The sequence below is a fragment of the Ramlibacter albus genome, from assembly GCF_014297445.1.
Lineage (GTDB): Bacteria > Pseudomonadota > Gammaproteobacteria > Burkholderiales > Burkholderiaceae_C > Ramlibacter > Ramlibacter albus.
Window position 1 is genome coordinate 263,806 of the sequence record NZ_JACORU010000004.1, and the last position, 17,752, is coordinate 281,557.

Here is a 17,752-nt window from a genome sequence, read left to right on the forward strand (position 1 = left end):
GGAAGACCCATGCAAGTCACTGCCGCGGAAGCCGAGAGCCGATTCGACCACTTCTGCTTCCAAGCCAAAAGTGAGCCCATCATCGTCGAGAAGGACGGTCGGCCTGACGTTGTCATGTTGAGCTACGAGGAATACCTGGCGCTCATTTCAAGTGCGGAGCCAGATGCCCCAGACAGCTACCCATCGCAGGGTTGAGTGGCCGCCGACACCCGCCCCTTCAAAATCCCGCACTCCGTTTTGGTGGTGATCCACACGCCTGCGCTGGAGGTCCTGCTGATCAACCGGGCAGACAGCCCCGGCTACTGGCAATCGGTGACCGGCTCGAAGGACCATGAAGACGAACCGCTCGAGGCAACTGCAGTTCGCGAAGTGCGCGAGGAAACCGGCATCGACTGCGCCATCGGCACGCTCACCGACTGGCAGCTCGAGAACGTCTACGACATCTACCCGAAGTACCTGCACCGCTACGCCCCCGGCGTGACGCGCAACCGCGAGCACGTGTTCGGGCTGTGCGTGCCGGCGGGTACGCCCGTGGCGCTGAACCCGCGCGAGCACACCGCGTACCGCTGGCTGCCGTACCTCGAAGCGGCCGATGCCTGCTTCTCGCCGTCCAACGCCGAGGCGATACTGTTGCTGCCGCAATTCACCAAGCCATGACAACGCTGCGCGTCGCCACGTACAACATCCACAAGGGTGTGCAAGGCATCGGCCCGGTGCGCAGGCTGGAGATCCACAACCTCGGCCATGCCGTCGAACAGCTGGACGCCGACGTGGTGCTGCTGCAGGAAGTGCGAATGGTGCACACGCGCGAGCAGGAGTACTTCACGCGCTGGCCCGAGCTGCCGCAGGCGGACTTCCTGTGCCCCGAAGGGTACGAGGCGATCTACAAGACCAACGCGCGCACCAAGTACGGCGAGCACGGCAATGCGCTGCTGTCGCGCTGGCCCGTGGTGTCGCACGCGCACGAGGACATGTCCGACCACCGCTTCGAGCAGCGCGGGCTGCTGCACGTCGAAGTGCTCGTCGGCCGGCGCAACGTGCATGTGATCGTGCTGCACCTGGGCCTCATTCCCGGCAGCCGGGTGCGGCAGGTGGAGCAGCTGGGCCGCTACATCCAGCGCGAGGTGCCGCGCACCGCGCCCCTGCTCGTGGGCGGCGACCTCAACGACTGGGGCGGCAAGCTTCGGCCGGCGATGAAGGAGCTGGGGCTGAAGGACTTCGTCGGCGACAAGCTCGGCACCTATCCCTCGCGGCTGCCGCTGGCGCAGCTGGACTACATCTATGCGCGCGGGTTGAAGCCCGTCGGCGCCGAGGTGCCGCGCGGGCGCATCTGGTGGCGCATGTCGGACCACCTGCCGCTGATCGCGGAGTTCAAGCTCTAGAGAAATATGGCCCCCACGCTTGCCACTTCGTGTGCGGCGCTGCCCCCCGAGGGGGCTTCATCCGCCTTGGGGCGGCCCGGCGGCGGGTGATGCGCATCCCACCGTTGCGCGGCGGCCATCGCATCCAGCTGCTCGAAGGCAGCCGCGAGTTCTTTCCGGCGTTGATCGCTGCCATCGACGAAGCGCGGGCGCAGGTGCTGCTGGAGACCTACATCTTCGACTGCACCGGGTCGGGCGCCGACGTTGCCTATGCGCTCGAACGCGCCGCCAGGCGCGGGGTGAGCGTGCAGGTCACGGTCGACGGGGCCGGCACCGAACTCGAAGACTCGTGGCGCTGGCGGCTCGAGCAGGCCGGCGTGCAGTTCCGCGTGTTCTCGCCGCTGGGCGCGCTCGGCCTGCTCGTGCCGGGGCAGTGGCGGCGCCTGCACCGCAAGCTGTGCGTGGTCGATGGCAAGGTGGGGTTCTGCGGCGGCATCAACATCCTGGACGACTACCACGACCCCAACCACGGTGCGCTGCAGTCGCCGCGCTTCGACTTCGCGTTGCGTGTCGTGGGTCCGCTCGTGACGCAGATGCACCAGACCATGGCCCGGCAGTGGCTGCGCATGCAGGCGATGAGCCGCGCGCGGCGGGCACAGCTCGTCGGTGCGCTCGAATCTTTGCGGGCCTCGCGTGCGCGCGTCCCGTCGGCGCCCGCCGCGCCGCTGGCCACGGGCATGCCCCGCGCCAAGGCCGCGCTGATCCTGCGCGACAACGTCCGCAACCGTGCCGGCATCGAGCGCGCCTACCGCCGCGCCATCGGCCGCGCGCGCAACGAGATCATCATCGCCAATGCCTACTTCGTGCCCGGCCGCAAGATGCGCCGCGCGCTCATCCGTGCCGCACGGCGCGGCGTGAAGGTGAAACTCCTGCTGCAGGGAAGGTACGAATACTTCATGCAGTACTACGCGGCCCGGCCCGTGTTCGGCGCGCTCCTGAAGGCCGGCGTGGAGATCCACGAGTATTCGCCGAGCTTCCTGCATGCGAAAGTCGCCGTGGTCGATGGCATGTGGGCGACCGTGGGCTCGTCCAACCTCGACCCGCTCAGCCTGCTGCTCGCGCGCGAGGCCAACGTGGTGGTGGAGGACATCTTCTTCGCCGCGCGCCTGCGCGAGAGGCTCGTGTATGCGATGGAGCACGAAGGCACCCGCATGAACGCCGTGGAGTACGAGAACCGTTCGGGTTTGCAGCGGGCGAAGGAATGGGTGGCGCTGGGCGTGATGCGTGCAGCGCTGGCGATCCAGGGGAAAAACTACCTGTGACCGACCTGGTCGTCCAGCGGCCCGAGGGCCTGTACTGCCCGCCCGGCGACTTCTACATCGACCCTTGGCGTCCCGTCGCACGCGCCGTCATCACGCATGCCCATTCGGACCACGCCCGCTACGGCAATGGCCACTACCTCGCGGCCGCGCCCTCCGAAGGCGTGCTGCGGGCGCGCCTGGGCGAGATCTCGCTGCAGACGCTCGCGTACGGCGAGCGCATCGTGCATCACGGCGTCACGGTCTCGCTGCACCCGGCGGGCCACGTGCTCGGCTCGGCGCAGGTGCGCGTCGAACACGGCGGCCAGGTGTGGGTGGCCAGCGGCGACTACAAGGTGGCGCCGGACCGCACCTGTGCACCTTTCGAACCGGTGCGTTGCGACGTGTTCATCACGGAGTCGACGTTCGGCCTGCCGATCTACCGCTGGTGCCCGGACGAGGACCTGTTCGCGCAGATCAACACCTGGTGGGCACGCAACGTCGACCACAACCGCGCGAGCGTGGTGGCCTGCTACAGCTTCGGCAAGGCGCAGCGGCTGCTCTCCGGCATCGACCCGTCGATCGGGCCGGTGATCGTGCATGGCGCCGTCGTGCCGCTGAACGATGCTTATCGCGCCGCGGGCGTCGAACTGCCCGAAACACGGATGGTGACCGAGGTCCGCGACAAGGCGGACCTCAGGCGCGCGCTGGTCGTCTGCCCGCCGAGCGCCGTCGGCAGCCCCTGGCTGCGGCGCTTCGGCGCCGATGCGCAGGCGGCTTTCGCCAGCGGCTGGATGCAGGTGCGCGGCAACCGGCGGCGTGGCGGCTATGACCGCGGGTTCGTGCTGTCGGACCATGCCGACTGGCCCGGCCTGCTGCAGGCGATCGGCGCGACCGGCGCGCAACGCGTGATCGTGACGCATGGCAGTTCGGCGGCGATGGTGCGCTACCTCACCGAGCAGGGCCTGCAGGCCGAGGCCTTCGAGACCGAGTACGGCGACGACGTCGTGGAAGCCGACGCGGCCGCGGCGACGGAAGCGGAGCCGGGCGCATGAGGCGGTTCGCGCAGCTGTTTGCCGAACTCGATGCCACCACTTCCACCAACGCCAAGGTGGAGGCGCTCACGCGGTATTTCGACAGCGCACCCGCGCACGACGCGGCTTGGGCCGTCTACTTCCTCGCCGGCGGCAAGCCGAGGCAGGTGGTGCCGATGGGTTCGCTGTGGGTGCTGGCGTGCGAGGTGGCGCGCATCGAGCCCTGGCTGTTCGACGAGTGCTACCAGCAGGTCGGCGACCTCGCGGAGACGATCTCGCTCGTGCTGCCGCTGGGCGGGGAGACCTCGGACATCGGCCTCGCGCAGTGGATCGAGCAGCGGCTGCTTCCCTTGCGCGGCCTGCCCTATGAAGAGGTCGCGCCGCGCATCAAGTCGTACTGGCAGGAGCTGGATTCGCAAGGCCGCTTCCTGCTGACCAAGCTGATCGGCGGCGCCTTCCGCGTCGGCGTGAGCAAGCTGCTGGTGCAGCGCGCGCTCGCCGCGCACGCGGGGGTGGATGCGAAGCGCGTCGCGCAGCGCATGATGGGCTACACGGACGGCAAGGTCATGCCTTCGCCGGAACGCTACATGGCGCTCGTCGCGAAGACGGAAGAAGAGGCCGGTGAGTTGCGCGACGCGGGGCAGCCTTTCCCGTTCTTCCTTGCGCACCAGCTCGACGCGCCGCCCGAAGTGTTCAGCTCGCGCCTCGGGCCGGTGAGCGACTGGATGGTGGAGTGGAAGTACGACGGCATCCGCGGCCAGGTCGTCAAGCGCAATGGCGAAGTGTGGATCTGGTCGCGCGGCGAGGAACTGGTCACCGAACGCTTCCCCGAGATCGTCGCCGCCGCGCAAGGGCTGCCCGACGGCACCGTCGTCGATGGCGAAGTGCTCGTGTGGAACGAAGCGGACGACCGCCCCGCGCCGTTCGCTCTGCTGCAGCAGCGCATCGGCCGCAAGAACCTCACGAAGAAGATCCTCGCGGATGCGCCGGTGAGCTTCATGGCCTACGACCTGCTGGAGCAGGACGGCGAGGACATCCGCGGCCTGCCGCAGCGCGAGCGCCGCGCGCGGCTCGAAGCGCTGCTGAAGGACGCACCGATGCGCATCTCGCCGGTCGAGAAGGCCTCTTCGTGGCTGGAATACGCCGCGCGCCGCAAGCAGTCGCGCGAGCTCGGCGTCGAAGGCTTCATGCTCAAGAGGCTTGACGCCGCCTACGGCACCGGCCGCACCAAGGCCGAGGGCCTGTGGTGGAAGTGGAAGATCGACCCGATGACCATCGACTGCGTGCTGGTCTATGCGCAGCCGGGGTCGGGGCGGCGCTCGTCGGTGCACACGGACTACACGTTTGCGGTGTGGAACCGCGCACCCGAAGGGCCGGAGGAAGTCGAAGCCGTGATCGAAGCGATCGTGCGCAAGGAGCCGCCGCAACCCGGCGCCCTGCAGCTCGTGCCCTTCGCCAAGGCCTACTCGGGCCTGACCGATGAGGAGTTCCGCCAGGTCGACGCCCTGATCCGCCGCAACACGGTCGAAAAATTCGGCCCGGTGCGCAGCGTCAAGCCCATGCTGGTCTTCGAACTCGGGTTCGAAGGCATCCAGCGCAGCGGCCGGCACAGGAGCGGCATCGCGGTGCGCTTCCCGCGCATGCTGCGCATCCGCCACGACAAGCCTGTCGCCGAGGCGAATACCCTGCAAGACCTCGAATTACTGCTGAATCTGTAGAGTGATAGCATTCAACGAATGCTCATGAAAGCCGACCCGTCCCAGCAGCTGCAGCCCACCGACGAGGGTACGCCCATGTCGGTGAAGATCCGCGAGCGCATCCAGGCGGCGCGCAAGCGTTTCCACTCCAACGACAACATCGCCGAGTTCATCCAGCCGGGTGAGCTCGACGAGCTGCTCAAGGAAGTGGAAGTGAAGATGCAGGGCGTGCTGGACAGCATGGTTATCGACACGGCCAGCGACCACAACACCAACGACACCGCGCGCCGCATCGCGAAGATGTACCTGCAGGAGGTGTTCCGCGGCCGTTATGTCAAGGCGCCGGGCATCACCGAGTTCCCCAACGCCGAGCACCTGAACGAGCTGATGATCGTCGGCCCGATCACCGTGCGCTCGGCCTGCAGCCACCACTTCTGCCCCGTCATCGGCAAGCTGTGGGTCGGCATCATGCCCAACGAGCACACCAACGTCATCGGCCTGTCGAAATACGCGCGCCTGGCCGAGTGGGTGATGGGCCGTCCGCAGATCCAGGAGGAGGCCGTGGTGCAGCTCGCCGACCTGATCATGGAGCGCACGCAGCCCGACGGCCTGGCCGTCGTGATGGAAGCCAGCCACTACTGCATGGCCTGGCGCGGCGTGAAGGACCTGAACAGCAAGATGATCAACTCGGTCATGCGCGGCGTGTTCCTCAAGAACGCCGCGCTGCGCCGCGAATTCCTCGCCCTCATCCCCGACAAGGGCTGAACACCATGCTCGTCCGACTCCTCTATTGCAGCCGCGCGGTGGACACGAGCCCCGAAGCCATCGAGTCCATCCTGCAGCAGTCGCGCAACCACAACCCCGTCACCGGCATCACGGGCATCCTGTGCTACGGCGGCGACATCTTCCTGCAGGCCATCGAAGGCGGCCGCATGCAGGTGAGCGAGCTCTTCGCCACGATCTCCAAGGACCCGCGCCACAAGGACGTCGCGCTGCTGCTGTACGAGGAGATCTTCGAGCGGCGCTTCGGCGGCTGGAGCATGGGTACGGTGAACCTCACCAAGCTGAATCATTCGATCCTGCTGAAGTACTCCGAGAAGCCGGAGCTGGACCCGTATGCCGTTTCCGGCAAGGTGTCGTTCGCGTTGCTCGAAGACCTGATGGCCACAGCCAATATCTGCGGCCGTGCCTGAGGAATGGAGCCCCCACGCTTCCCCGCTTCGCGAGGTCCGCTGCCCCCCGAGGGGGCTTCAGCCGCCTTGAGGCGGCTCGGCGGCGGCTGATGCGGTCCCGTCGCACGCTCGCCTGGGGCGAATGCGACCCGGCCGGGATCATCTTCTACCCCACTTACTACCGCTGGATGGACGCAGCCACGTGGGCCATGGTGGCGCAGGCCGGCTACCCGGCCGCGCGCATGCGCGAGGAGCACTTCACGATGCCGCTCGTGGATTCGCAGTGTGCTTTCAAGAGCTCACCGCAGTTCGGGGACGAGGTGGAAGTGCGTTCGCAAATCAGCAAGTGGGGCCGCAGTTCGTTCACCGTGACGCACGACTTCGTGATGGCAGCGGATGGCCGTGCGCTGGCTCGCGGTACCGAGTCACGCGTCTGGTGCCGCTATGAGGCGGGCCCGGGCAGCCCGCTCAAGAGCGAGGCCTTGCCCGCCGACCTGCGCGCGGCGCTCGGCGGCTGATGCTCGCCGGCTGCGATTTCTCCAGCAGCCCGACGCGCCGCAAACCGATCGTGATGGCGGTGGGGCGCGAGGCGGGTGGGCGTGTCGTCCTCGATCGCCTCGAGAAGCTCGAATCGCTTGCCGCCTTTTCGGAATGGCTTTCGCAGCCGCGCGCATGGATCGGTGGGTTCGATTTCCCTTTCGGCTTGCCGCGCGAACTGGTCGAGCATCTCGGCTGGCCCACGACGTGGCGCGAGTGCATGGCGCATTACGCGACGCTCGATCGCGCGACGATCCGCGAGACGTTTGCCGCCTACTGCGATGCGCGTCCCGTCGGCTCCAAGTTCGCGCATCGGCGGTTCGACCGTCGCGCCGGTTCGAGCCCGTCGATGAAGTGGGTGAACCCGCCGGTGGCGTACATGCTTCACGCCGCGGTGCCGTTGCTGCTCGAAGCCGGCGTGCACATCCCCGGTCTTCACGACGGCGATGCCTCTCGTGTCGCGCTCGAAGCGTATCCCGGCCTGCTCGCGCGGGAGTTGGTTGGCAACCGCAGCTACAAGAGTGACGAGAAGGCGAAGCAGACCTCCGATCGCCTCATCGCACGCAAGGACATCCTTGCTGCGCTCGAACAAGGCCGAACGCGGCTTGGCCTGCGCCTGAAGCTCACTCACGCCCAGCACGACCTGCTCGCCGACGACGCGAGTGGTGATTCGCTCGACGCCGTGCTGTGCCTCGTGCAGGCCGCGTGGGCCGCGGCTCATGGTGCGCCGCGTTATGGATTGCCCGAGGACCTGGACCCGCTCGAAGGCTGGATCGTCTCCGCGTAATTGGGTAATTGGGGTCAGATTCCAATTTCTCGCCGCTTTGCGCGGTCTCTGGGTGAGACCTCGCGGACGCGTCGGACGGTATGCCGCCTGGCCCTTAAGGTGCCGCCGTCCGTCCTTCGGACGGAGACCCTGGCGGCCGGCGAACACCCAGCGCTCCGGTTGAACATCGGCGGCCGCAACAGCGGCTCTACATGCGGTCCAGGCGGCATACCATCCGCCACGTCTACACAAGGTAGCGCATCACCGGACGCGGACCCGGACATCACGACGCGTCACGATGGTCGCATGCACTTGTTGCGCCCTCCGGTTGTCTGCGGTGGGTGGGGCCTCGATCCGGCGCGCATGTGGAGACGCCGTTGCGGCCGCCGATGTCCAACCGGCGCGTGACTTGCTCGTCGGCCGCCAGGGGCTCCGTCCGAAGGACGGACGGCGGAAGATTAAGCGCAGGGCGGGGCCCCACCCGCCGCAGACCAGCGCGCCACGATCACCGCCGCGGAACACCTCCGGCGCGCCACGATCGCCGCTGCGGAACATCTCCGGCGCGCCACGATCACCGCCGCTGAATGTTCAGCTGTGCGACACCATGACCTACGCAAGCCGCTCCCCGCGCGCGCATGCCTCGATCAACCGCCCAAGCCGCCCCTCACGCGTCTCCACGCGTTTGGCACTCACCACGCGATAAATCTGCAACTGCCGCCATCCGGGCGGCTGCTTCTCGAAGAACGCCCACGCCTCGCGCGAACGTCGGAATCTCGCTTCCTCATCAGCCGACAGCTTCGCCTCGGAGCGCTGCTCGTACGAATAATTGCGGCTCCGGTCTGGGTCGTAGTCGGCGAACGCACGCAACCCCGCCTCCGTCATGCGACCCGCTTGCGTCAACACGCGCACCTTCTCCACATTGATCGCGCTCCAGTTCGACCCCGGCCGGCGGGGCGTGAAGCGGATCTGGTAGGACTCGGCGTCGATGCCCTTGCGCACGCCGTCGATCCAGCCGAAGCACAGCGCCTCGTCGACCGACTCCGACCACGTCATGCTCGGCCTGCCCGTCCCCACCTTGTAGAAGCCAACGACGATCTCGCCGGCACTCGCCGCATTTCGCTTCAGCCAAGCACGGAACTTCGCGGCCGACTCGAAGAACACCGGCTCCGCGCTCATTCCCGCAGTTGCCCCAGCGCCGCCAGCGCCTCCGCATCCGTGCGATACATCCGCAGCAACGGCGACTCATGCAGCGCCCCCGCCCGCTTGAGCACGTTCTCCACTGGCAGCTTGATGCCGCTGATGTGCAGCACGATGCCGCGTTCGCCGAGCATCTTGCGCAGCTGGATGAACGTCTCCACGCCGGTCGCATCGATGCGGTTGATCGGCTGCGCGAACAGGCACACGTGGCGCACATCGGCGGGCTCGGCCACGTGTTCGACGACGTCGCGCTCGAAAGCGCTCGCCGACGCGAAGTCCAGGCCGCTGTCCATGCGCAGCGCATAGAGGTGCGGGGCGAGCGGCGGCAGGTTCCACAGGTGCCGGTCGCGCAGGCTGCCGTCCGGGTGCAGCCCCACCTCGATGATGCGCGGGTGCAGGCGGTGGTAGAGGAAGTGCGCGAGCCCCATCAGGACGCCCGTCAGCACGCCCCAGTAGATTCGCGGCGCGGAGACGATCGTCACTGCGAACGTGACCAAGGCGGTCACCGCTTCCACCTTGTCGATGCGGCGCAGGTCCAGCAGCGTCCGCGGCTTGAAGAGGCTCGACACCGCCGCGACGACCACGGCGGCGAGCACGGCCTGCGGAACGGGCGCGAGAGCCGGTGTCAGGAACAGCAGCACGATGAGCACGACGAAGGTGGCGCACACCGTGGCCCAGCCCGTCTTCGCGCCCGAATAGAGCGTGATCGCCGAGCGCGAGAAGGAGGTGCTGGTGGCGAAGCTGCCGCACAGCGCCGACGTGAGCTTGCCCATGCCCTGCCCGACGAGGTCCTGGCTCGCGTCCCAGCGCTTGCCGTCCTTCTGGCTCTCGATCTTGGCGCTGGAGGCCATCTCGAGCGAACTCACGAGCGCGAGCACCAGCGCGGGCAACACGAGGTTCGCGAGGCCGTCCCAACCCGGCCACGAAGGCACGTACAGCGACGGCATGCCGGCCGGCAACGTGCCGATCACGTTGCCACGCGCGACAAAGCCCGTGGCCGCCGACAGCGTGCCGGCCACGCAGATCACGAGCAGCACGGTGGGCCAGCGCGGCACGTAGCGCTTGCCCAGCACCATGAGCGCGAGGCTCGCCACGCCGTACGCCGCCGCCTCGGCGTTGAAACGCGCGGTGCCTGCGAGAACCTCGCGCCAGTTGCCGGTGACGCCCAGCAAGGCGGGCAGTTGCGACGCGATGATCAGCAGCGCCGCCGCCTGGCTGAAGCCCGCGAGCACGGGCGAGCTCACGAGGTTCAGCAACCACGCCGACCGCGTGGCGCCCACGAGCAGTTGGATGCCCCCGGAGAGCAGGGCCAGCCACACAGCGAGTGCGACCCACTCGGGGCTCGACGCCTGCGCCATCCCGAGCAGCGAGGTGCCGACCAGCACCGCGGACAACGCCGAAGGGCCGACCGACAGCCGCGTGGAACTGCTGAAGAGGACGGCCATCAGCATCGGCAGGAAGGTGGCGTACAGGCCCGTCACGAGCGGCATGCCCGCCAGGCCGGCATAGGCGACGGACTGCGGGATCATGACGACGGCGACCGTGAGGGCGGCCGCCATTTCGCCGCGGAGCAAGCCCATGCTCGGGCGCGGCCACCGCAGGAACGGCAGCCAGCTTTTCAAATCAGGCATCGGCAGAGCTTACCTCTGCGGCATGTGGGCCGCCGTGATCACGGGGCTCACGGTCGCGTCCTCGGGGATCGCGGGCATGGTGAGGTTCCACGTCTCCCACGCATCGCGCAGCGAAACCAGTCGCGCGGGGTCGCGCCCCGCGAGGTTCGCGCGTTCGCGCTCGTCCGACGAGACGTCGAAGAGGTAGTCGTGCCCGTCCACCCGCAGGTACTTCCACGGCCCGTCGCGCAGCGCGCGCTGGCCGCGGTGGTTCATGCGCCAGTGCATCGGGCGCTCGAACGAATGCGACGCACCGCGAAGCACCGGCAGCAGCGAGATGCCGTCGAGCGGATAGGCAGGGTCGGCAGCGACGCCGGCCGCGTCGAGCACGGTCGCCGACCAGTCCATCGTCATGCAATGCTGCGCGCTCGTAGCGCCCGGTGCGATCGCATCCGGCCAGTGCGCGATCCACGGCACGCGGATGCCGCCTTCGGTGAGGTCCATCTTGCCGCCCACCAGCGGCCAGTTGTCGCTGAAGCGCTCGCCGCCGTTGTCGCTGGTGAAGATCACGAGGGTGTTCGCGTCGTGGCCGTTGCGCCGCAGGGCCTCCATCACCCACCCGATGCCCTCGTCCATGTGGTGGATCATGCGGCGATAGGTGTCGATGTTGCCGCCGTCGAGGTGGTACAGGCTGTCCTTCACGCGCGGCGCCACGTCGGCCGACTCCCGCGTTTCCCACGGCCAGTGCGGCGCGGTGTAGTGGAGGCTCAGGAAGAAGGGCGCGTCCTGCTTCGCCATGCGTTCCACGTAGTCGACCGCACGGCGCGAGATCAGGTCGGTGAGGTAGCCTTCTTCGCGCTGCTTCGCATCGCCCACCCACAGGTCGTGCTGCCCGCTCGTGCCGCAGTGGGTGAAGTAGTCCACGCCGCCCGACATCGGCCCGAAGAACTCCTCGTAGCCGGATTTCAGCGGGCCGAAATGCGGCGCGAAGCCGAGGTGCCACTTGCCCACCAGCGCCGTGCGCCAGCCGGCATCGCGCAGCAGCGATGCGATCGTCGGGTGCTCCGGCGGCAGGCCATGCGTCGAGTTCATGCGCATCGGCTCGTCCATTGCCCCGCGCAAGCGGTACTGGTAGCGTCCCGTCGCGAGCGCGAACCGCGTGGGCGAGCACACGGGCGAATTCGCATACCCCTGCGTGAAGCGCATGCCGCCGGCCGCGAGCGAATCGAGCACCGGCGACACGGCACCGAACGACGCCTCGCGGCCGCCGTAGCAGCCGAGGTCCGCATAGCCCAGGTCGTCGGCGACGATGAAGATGAAGTTGGGCCTTGCCATCACTCCGCCTTCAGCTCGAGGCGCTTGACGAGCGGTTCCCAGCGCACGATCTCGTCCTTCATCAGCTGCTCCGCCTGCGCGCGGCTCGTGCCTTGCGCGACGAGGTCGGTGTTCTGCAGCCGTGTGCGCACGTCGGGCTGCTTCATGATCTCCATCGCGGCCTTCTCGATCTCCGCCACCACGGGCGCCGGCGTGCCCTTGGCCACCTGCAGCACGAGGCGGAAGGTCGCGTCGAGCGCAGGCTGGTTCAGCGCTTTCGCGAGTGTCGGCACGTCCGGCGCCATCGGCGAAGCAGTAGCCGAAGACACCGCAAGTGCCTTGAGCTTGTCGGCCTTCACGTGCGGGATCACTGTCGGGGTCGCCAGGAAGCCGCAGTTCACTTCGCCGGCCAGCACGGCCTGCGTCGCAGGCGCGGGGCCGCGATACGGGATGTGTTCCATCCGCGCGCCGGTGCCCTGCAGGAACATCTCGGCGGCCAGGTGGCCGGGCACGCCGGGGCCGCCGGAGCCATACGTCATGCGCGTCGACCTGGCCTTTGCCGCCAGTTCGCCAACGCTTGCCACGCCCACGGAAGGGTGGCAAACCAGCATCTGCGAAAAGCTCGCGAGTACCGAGACCGAGACGAGGTCGTTGCGCGCATCGAAGCCCGTGTTGCGGTACACGAGCGGGTTGACGGTGAGCACCGTGTCCGGGCTCAGCACCAGCGTGTGGCCGTCGGGCTCCGCTTTCGCGGCCAGGCCCGCGGCGAGGTTGTTGCCGGCGCCCGGCCGGTTCTCCACGACGACGGGCTGGTTCGTGCGCTTGCCCAGCTGGTCCGCGAACAGGCGCGACGTGATGTCGGAGGGCCCCCCCGGCGGCGAGCCGACGAGGATCTTCACGGCCTTGGTCGGCCAGACGGGCGCCTGTGCGGCTGCGGCCATGCAAGCCAACGCGCAGACGGTGAAAAGCAGCTTGTCCTTCATATGCGCGTCCTTCTTCAGTCCAGTGTCACGCCCGTGGCCTTGATCGGCTTTTCCCAGCGCGCGAGGTCGGCGCGCTGCGCGGCCGCGAGCTCGGCCGATGTCGAGCCCACGGGTTCGTAGCCGAGTTTGACCAGCTTGTCCTGCATCGCCGGGTGGCGGATCGCCCTGGCCATCGCGCGCTCCAATCGCCCGAGCGCGTCCGCGGGTACGCCGGCCGGCGCATACATCGCGAACCACGCGGTGGCCACCATGTTCACGCCGGACTCCTTGAGCGTCGGCACCTCGGGCACCTGCGGGTCGCGCGTCTCGCCGGTCACGGCGATGATCCGCACCTTGCCGCCGCGATGCAGTTCCGCGGTCTCCGACACCACGTCGAACTTGTAGCCGATGTGCCCGCCCAGAAGCGCCGTGTTCGCCGGCCCGCCGCCCTGGAAGGGCACGTGCTGCATCGCGACGCCGGTGCTCTGTTCGAGCAGCACGCCCATGAAGTGCGGTAGCGTCCCGAGGCCCGGCGAACCGTAGGTCGCGGACTTGGGGTCGGCCTTGGCCCTGGCCAGCATCTCGGCCACGCTTTTGACGTTGGTCGCGGGCCCCGAGACCACGCCGAACTGGAAGTGCGCGATCAGCGAGACCGGCGTGAAGTCCTTCACCGGGTCGTACTCGAGCTTCTTGTAGACGTGCGGGAACAGCACCATCGGGCCGCTGGGCAGCACGACGACGGTCTGGCCGTCGGGCCTGGCTGCCTTCACCGCCGCGAGTGCGATGCGCCCGCCCGCGCCGGGGCGGTTCTCGACGACGACGGGGTTGAAGTCGTCGCGCAAGGCATCGGCCACGAGCCGCGCGATCACGTCCGCCGAGCCGCCGGGCGGGAAGCCCACCAGGATCTTCAGCGGGGGCTTGTCCTGCGCGAATGCTGCGCTGGCGCAGGCGGCCAGCAGGCCGGCGAGAAAGGCTCGTCGCATGGGGTACTCCAGTTCCGCACGGGGGGACCGGGCAAATCTATCATCGTCCGGATGCAGGAACCACCGTTTCCGGGGGTGACGGGCTGGCTCGCGTCGCGCGGCTGGCAGGCCTTCGATTTCCAGCGCGAGGTGTGGCAGGCCGTGGCCGAGGGCCGCAGCGGCATGCTGCACGCCACCACGGGCGCGGGCAAGACGTACGCGGTGTGGCTGGGCATGCTGGAGGAACTGGTGCGGCGGCATCCACCGGGCCGGTCCGCCGAGCCCTTGCGGGTGATCTGGCTCACGCCCATGCGCGCGCTCGCCGCCGATACGGCAAAAGCCCTCACGCTGCCGATGATGGACCTGGCGCCCGCGTGGACGCTGGGCATGCGCACCGGCGACACGCCGAGCGCCGAGCGCGCCCGGCAGGACAGGCGCATGCCCACCGTGCTGGTCACCACGCCCGAGTCGCTCACGCTCATGCTCACGCGCGAGAACAGCCGCGCGGAGCTCACGGGCGTGGAGTACGTGGTGGTGGACGAGTGGCACGAGCTCATCGGCAGCAAGCGGGGTGTGCAAGCGCAGCTGGCGCTTGCGCGCCTGCGGCGCTTCAACCCGCGGCTCGTGACCTGGGGCCTGAGCGCGACGATGGGCAACCTCGAGGAAGCCATGCAGGTGCTGTGCGGGCCCGATGAAGACCCGCCGCCGAAACTCGTGCGTGGCCGCATCGACAAGACCCTCACCATCGACACGCTCATCCCGCCCGACCCCGGCAAGTACTCGTGGGCGGGCCACCTCGGCGCGCGCATGCAGTTGCCCGTGGTGCAGGAGATCGAGAAGTCGAGCGGCACCACGCTCGTCTTCACCAACGTGCGTTCGCAGGCGGAGATCTGGTACCAGCTGCTGCTGGAAGCGAAGCCCGAATGGGCCGGCGAGGTGGCGCTGCACCACGGCTCGCTGGACAAGGCCACGCGCGAGTGGGTGGAGAACGGCCTCAAGCAGGGCACGTTGCGCGCAGTCGTCGCCACCTCCTCGCTCGACCTCGGCGTGGACTTCCTGCCCGTCGAACGCGTGCTGCAGGTCGGCAGCGCGAAGGGCATCGCGCGCATGATGCAGCGCGCCGGCCGCAGCGGCCACGCGCCCGGACGGCCGAGCCGCCTGACGCTCGTGCCGACCAACACGCTGGAAATCCTCGACGGTGCCGCGGCGCGCCGCGCCATCCGCAAGGGGCTGGTCGAGAAGCGCCAGTCGCCGCACAAGCCGCTGGACGTGCTGGTGCAGCACATCGTGACCGTGGCGCTCGGCGGCGGGTTCGTGGCCGACGAACTTTACGAGGAAGTCACCACCGCATGGGCCTACCGCGACCTCACGCGCGAGGAGTTCGACTGGGCGCTCGCCTTCTGCGAACGCGGCGGCGAAAGCCTCACCGCCTACCCCGAATACCACCGCATCAAGCAGGACGAGGAGGGCGTCTGGCGCGTGCCCGACCGCGGCACGGCCAAGCGGCACCGGCTCGGCGTGGGCACCATCGTCAGCGACGCCGCGATCAGCATCAAGTACATGAGCGGCGTGACGCTGGGCACGATGGAAGAGGGCTTCGTCGCGCGCCTGAAGCCCGGCGACTGCTTCTTCTTCGCGGGCAAGCTGCTGGAATTCATCCGCGTGCGCGAGATGGCGGCGTACGTGAAGAAGGCCACGCGCAACAAGGGCACGGTGCCCACGTGGCAGGGCGCGAAGATGGCCTTCACGAGCGAGATGAGCGAAGCGATCCTCGAGACGATGCAGGTCGCCGCGCAAGGCGACTTCTTCGAGCCGGAGCTCGAAGCCGCGCGCCCGATGCTGCAGACGCAGGCGCGGCTGTCGAAGATCCCCACGCCTTCCACGCTGCTGGTCGAGGGCTTCCAGTCGCGCGAAGGCCAGCACATCTACATCTACCCCTTCGCCGGCCGCAACGTGCACCTGGGCCTGGCGAGCCTCATCGCGTGGCGCCTCGCGCGAGACAAGCCCAACACCTTCAGCATCTCCATCAACGACTACGGCTTCGAGCTGGTGAGCGCCGAGCCGTTCGACGTGGAGCCGGTCACGTCGCTCGAGGTGTTCACCACTCGCGAGCTGATGGCCGACGTGCTGGCCTCGCTCAACTCGTCGGAGCTGTCGCAGCGGCGCTTTCGCGAGATCGCGCGCGTGGCGGGCCTCGTCACCACCGGCTACCCCGGCCAGCCGAAGAGCGCGCGGCAGATCCAGGCATCGAGTTCGCTCTTCTACGAGGTATTCCGCAAGTACGACAAGGGCAACCTGCTGCTCTCGCAGGCCGACAACGAGGTGCTCAGCCAGGAGCTGGAGATCTCGCGCCTGGCCGAGACGCTGAGGAAGATGCAGCGCAAGAAGCTCGTCTTTGCGCCGCTGCGCCACCCCAGCCCCATGAGCGTGCCGCTCATGGTCGAGCGCTTCCGGGAGAAGCTCACCACGGAACAGCTGTCGCAGCGGCTCGACCGCATCCTGCGCGACATGGAAGCCGACACGGGCGGTTGAGGGGGAGTCCTACAGCGCGGCCGTGACGATGCGCCTAGATTGAAGGCATGAGGCCCGTTCTCGTGCTTGCCGTCGTCGCCGCGCTCGCGGGCTGCGGCGAGCGCGCGCCGCAGCCCAAGGTGGAGCCCACGCAGGTGATGGGCGCCGCGCCGCAGTTGCGTGACGCCATCGACGACACCGGCATCGTCACCACGATCAAGCGCGCGCTGCTCGCGGACGGCGAGCTCGGGCAGTTCGTCATCGACGTCGACAGCAAGGACGGCTACGTCGTGCTCAGCGGCGTCGCGCCCAGCGAGCAGGCGCGCGAGCGCGCCACCGAGATCGCGCGCCACATTCCGCAGGTGGGCGAGATCGCGAACCAGTTGACGGTCAAGCAGGGTTAGCCGGCAAGCGCGGCGTGCCCTGCCAGCACTGCTCGAGCGCCTGGTCAACCGCCTGGACCAGCGGGTCGGCGAGCCGGTCGCCGGGATAGACGAGGGCCAGCGAGGTCGTCACCGACTCGTTTCCGAAGCGGACCAGCCCGCCTCGTGCTTCGCCCTCGACAGCGATTTCTTCGCGAACGAGGCCCATGCCGATGCCGGCGCGGACCATCGCGCTCACCAGGTCTTCATGGTCCGCCTGCGCGGTTTCTTCGGGGTGGATGGCGACGCGCGCCAGCAACTCGTCCTGCAATTCGCGATGGGCGCTGTGCGGGGTCATCCGCACCCACGGGCGGCGAGCCGCCTCGCTCCAGCCGTGTTCATCGAGTGCGGCGCGCCAGGCGGCGGGTGCGACGACGCAATAGCGCAATTGCCGCAGGACACGGCCCTTCACGCCCGCCGGCAGCGAGCGGCAGACGAAGAGCGACGCGTCGATGTCCGCGTTGCGAAGCGACTCCAGCAGCCAGCTGATGCGGCCGGCCTGCAGGTCCACGCGCACTGCGGGATGCGATTGCGCCATGGCGCGCAGGAACTCCTCCACTCGCATGATCCCGGCATCGATCATCGGGATGCCCATGCGGACCTGCCCCGAGAGCCGGCCGCGCAGCGAGCGCGACGAGTGGATGAAGTCGCCGAAGGCTTCGAGTGCGCGCTCGGCCTTGCCAAGCAGTGCCTGCCCGGCAGGCGTGAGCGAAATGGCCGTCGTACTGCGCGTGAACAGCCGCACGTCGAGGTGCGCCTCGAGCGTCCTGAGTTGCCCGCTCACGGCGGGCTGCGTGACGTGCAGGGCTTCGGCGGCTCGCGTCACGCTACCGAGGCGAGCAACCGTGGCGAAAGTGCGCAAGTGCCGGATGTCCATGGTCACCGCTCCGGGTTTTCCCGGCCGCAGCC

Annotated in this window: 18 protein-coding genes; 12 read left to right on the forward strand and 6 right to left on the reverse strand. The window is 68.5% G+C overall.

Annotated features, from left to right (window positions below; genetic code table 11):
* Positions 1–9 precede the first annotated feature (9 nt).
* The 10 genes from H8R02_RS12980 to H8R02_RS13025 all read left to right on the forward strand — a co-directional run bounded on the left by H8R02_RS12980 (position 10) and on the right by H8R02_RS13025 (position 7,886).
* Entirely contained in the window at positions 10–195 is a 186-nt protein-coding gene (locus H8R02_RS12980; protein WP_187081849.1) for a type II toxin-antitoxin system Phd/YefM family antitoxin, read from the forward strand.
* A complete protein-coding gene (gene nudB, locus H8R02_RS12985) occupies positions 196–657 on the forward strand; it encodes a dihydroneopterin triphosphate diphosphatase (RefSeq protein WP_187081850.1) in 462 nt (153 codons plus the stop codon). It begins immediately after the preceding gene.
* Positions 654–1,382 carry an endonuclease/exonuclease/phosphatase family protein gene (locus tag H8R02_RS12990; RefSeq protein ID WP_187081851.1) on the forward strand — a complete coding sequence of 243 codons (729 nt, stop codon included), beginning with the start codon at positions 654–656 and terminating at the stop codon, positions 1,380–1,382. The genes nudB and H8R02_RS12990 overlap by 4 nt, the downstream gene beginning before the upstream one ends.
* A gap of 89 nt (positions 1,383–1,471) precedes the next feature.
* Positions 1,472–2,683, forward strand: a complete 1,212-nt coding sequence (gene clsB, locus H8R02_RS12995; RefSeq protein ID WP_187081852.1) for a cardiolipin synthase ClsB — start codon at positions 1,472–1,474, stop codon at positions 2,681–2,683.
* Positions 2,680–3,714, forward strand: a complete 1,035-nt coding sequence (locus H8R02_RS13000) for a ligase-associated DNA damage response exonuclease (protein WP_354004914.1) — start codon at positions 2,680–2,682, stop codon at positions 3,712–3,714. Before clsB ends, H8R02_RS13000 begins: the two co-directional genes overlap by 4 nt.
* On the forward strand, positions 3,711–5,411 hold the full coding sequence (locus tag H8R02_RS13005; RefSeq protein WP_187081854.1) for an ATP-dependent DNA ligase: 1,701 nt from the start codon (positions 3,711–3,713) through the stop codon (positions 5,409–5,411). The genes H8R02_RS13000 and H8R02_RS13005 overlap by 4 nt, the downstream gene beginning before the upstream one ends.
* Positions 5,412–5,429: 18 nt before the next feature.
* Positions 5,430–6,155 carry a GTP cyclohydrolase I gene (gene folE, locus H8R02_RS13010; protein ID WP_187081855.1) on the forward strand — a complete coding sequence of 242 codons (726 nt, stop codon included), beginning with the start codon at positions 5,430–5,432 and terminating at the stop codon, positions 6,153–6,155.
* Positions 6,156–6,160: 5 nt separating this feature from the next.
* Complete coding sequence (locus tag H8R02_RS13015) at positions 6,161–6,583, forward strand: BLUF domain-containing protein (RefSeq protein WP_187081856.1); 423 nt, start codon at positions 6,161–6,163, stop codon at positions 6,581–6,583.
* A gap of 89 nt (positions 6,584–6,672) precedes the next feature.
* On the forward strand, positions 6,673–7,080 hold the full coding sequence (locus H8R02_RS13020) for an acyl-CoA thioesterase (RefSeq protein WP_187081857.1): 408 nt from the start codon (positions 6,673–6,675) through the stop codon (positions 7,078–7,080).
* The gene (locus H8R02_RS13025; protein WP_187081858.1) at positions 7,080–7,886 is read left to right on the forward strand and encodes a DUF429 domain-containing protein; all 807 of its coding nucleotides are present in this window, start codon (positions 7,080–7,082) and stop codon (positions 7,884–7,886) included. Before H8R02_RS13020 ends, H8R02_RS13025 begins: the two co-directional genes overlap by 1 nt.
* Positions 7,887–8,474: 588 nt before the next feature.
* Here H8R02_RS13025 and H8R02_RS13030 read toward each other — a convergent pair.
* The 5 genes from H8R02_RS13030 to H8R02_RS13050 are packed head-to-tail and all read right to left on the reverse strand — an operon-like array spanning position 8,475 to position 13,931.
* Complete coding sequence (locus H8R02_RS13030) at positions 8,475–9,041, reverse strand: YdeI/OmpD-associated family protein (protein WP_187081859.1); 567 nt, start codon at positions 9,039–9,041, stop codon at positions 8,475–8,477.
* A complete protein-coding gene (locus tag H8R02_RS13035; protein ID WP_187081860.1) occupies positions 9,038–10,693 on the reverse strand; it encodes a SulP family inorganic anion transporter in 1,656 nt (551 codons plus the stop codon). The genes H8R02_RS13030 and H8R02_RS13035 overlap by 4 nt, the downstream gene beginning before the upstream one ends.
* Positions 10,694–10,702: 9 nt before the next feature.
* Positions 10,703–12,007, reverse strand: coding sequence for a sulfatase family protein (locus H8R02_RS13040; RefSeq protein WP_187081861.1), 1,305 nt, complete (start codon positions 12,005–12,007; stop codon positions 10,703–10,705).
* Positions 12,007–12,969 carry a Bug family tripartite tricarboxylate transporter substrate binding protein gene (locus H8R02_RS13045; RefSeq protein WP_187081862.1) on the reverse strand — a complete coding sequence of 321 codons (963 nt, stop codon included), beginning with the start codon at positions 12,967–12,969 and terminating at the stop codon, positions 12,007–12,009. Before H8R02_RS13045 ends, H8R02_RS13040 begins: the two co-directional genes overlap by 1 nt.
* Positions 12,970–12,983: 14 nt before the next feature.
* Positions 12,984–13,931, reverse strand: coding sequence for a Bug family tripartite tricarboxylate transporter substrate binding protein (locus tag H8R02_RS13050; RefSeq protein ID WP_187081863.1), 948 nt, complete (start codon positions 13,929–13,931; stop codon positions 12,984–12,986).
* Positions 13,932–13,982: 51 nt separating this feature from the next.
* Here H8R02_RS13050 and H8R02_RS13055 point away from each other — a divergent pair, with 51 nt between their 5' ends.
* Together H8R02_RS13055 and H8R02_RS13060 are read left to right on the forward strand one after the other, a co-directional pair.
* Positions 13,983–16,442, forward strand: a complete 2,460-nt coding sequence (locus tag H8R02_RS13055; protein WP_187081864.1) for a ligase-associated DNA damage response DEXH box helicase — start codon at positions 13,983–13,985, stop codon at positions 16,440–16,442.
* Positions 16,443–16,489: 47 nt separating this feature from the next.
* On the forward strand, positions 16,490–16,825 hold the full coding sequence (locus H8R02_RS13060) for a BON domain-containing protein (protein ID WP_187081865.1): 336 nt from the start codon (positions 16,490–16,492) through the stop codon (positions 16,823–16,825).
* Here H8R02_RS13060 and H8R02_RS13065 read toward each other — a convergent pair.
* Entirely contained in the window at positions 16,812–17,720 is a 909-nt protein-coding gene (locus H8R02_RS13065; RefSeq protein WP_187081866.1) for a LysR family transcriptional regulator, read from the reverse strand. The genes H8R02_RS13060 and H8R02_RS13065 overlap by 14 nt on opposite strands.
* Positions 17,721–17,752 lie beyond the last annotated feature (32 nt).

Coding starts and splice junctions, on each gene's coding strand:
- H8R02_RS13050 (WP_187081863.1), bottom strand. CDS start 13,931: ATGCGACGAGCCTTTCTCGCCGGCCTGCTGGCCGCCTGCGCCAGCGCA.
- H8R02_RS13045 (WP_187081862.1), bottom strand. CDS start 12,969: ATGAAGGACAAGCTGCTTTTCACCGTCTGCGCGTTGGCTTGCATGGCC.
- H8R02_RS13055 (WP_187081864.1), top strand. CDS start 13,983: ATGCAGGAACCACCGTTTCCGGGGGTGACGGGCTGGCTCGCGTCGCGC.
- folE (WP_187081855.1), top strand. CDS start 5,430: ATGCTCATGAAAGCCGACCCGTCCCAGCAGCTGCAGCCCACCGACGAG.
- H8R02_RS13035 (WP_187081860.1), bottom strand. CDS start 10,693: ATGCCTGATTTGAAAAGCTGGCTGCCGTTCCTGCGGTGGCCGCGCCCG.
- H8R02_RS13065 (WP_187081866.1), bottom strand. CDS start 17,720: ATGGACATCCGGCACTTGCGCACTTTCGCCACGGTTGCTCGCCTCGGT.
- H8R02_RS12980 (WP_187081849.1), top strand. CDS start 10: ATGCAAGTCACTGCCGCGGAAGCCGAGAGCCGATTCGACCACTTCTGC.
- H8R02_RS13030 (WP_187081859.1), bottom strand. CDS start 9,041: ATGAGCGCGGAGCCGGTGTTCTTCGAGTCGGCCGCGAAGTTCCGTGCT.
- H8R02_RS13040 (WP_187081861.1), bottom strand. CDS start 12,007: ATGGCAAGGCCCAACTTCATCTTCATCGTCGCCGACGACCTGGGCTAT.
- H8R02_RS13005 (WP_187081854.1), top strand. CDS start 3,711: ATGAGGCGGTTCGCGCAGCTGTTTGCCGAACTCGATGCCACCACTTCC.
- H8R02_RS13015 (WP_187081856.1), top strand. CDS start 6,161: ATGCTCGTCCGACTCCTCTATTGCAGCCGCGCGGTGGACACGAGCCCC.
- H8R02_RS12990 (WP_187081851.1), top strand. CDS start 654: ATGACAACGCTGCGCGTCGCCACGTACAACATCCACAAGGGTGTGCAA.
- H8R02_RS13020 (WP_187081857.1), top strand. CDS start 6,673: ATGCGGTCCCGTCGCACGCTCGCCTGGGGCGAATGCGACCCGGCCGGG.
- H8R02_RS13025 (WP_187081858.1), top strand. CDS start 7,080: ATGCTCGCCGGCTGCGATTTCTCCAGCAGCCCGACGCGCCGCAAACCG.
- clsB (WP_187081852.1), top strand. CDS start 1,472: ATGCGCATCCCACCGTTGCGCGGCGGCCATCGCATCCAGCTGCTCGAA.
- H8R02_RS13060 (WP_187081865.1), top strand. CDS start 16,490: ATGAGGCCCGTTCTCGTGCTTGCCGTCGTCGCCGCGCTCGCGGGCTGC.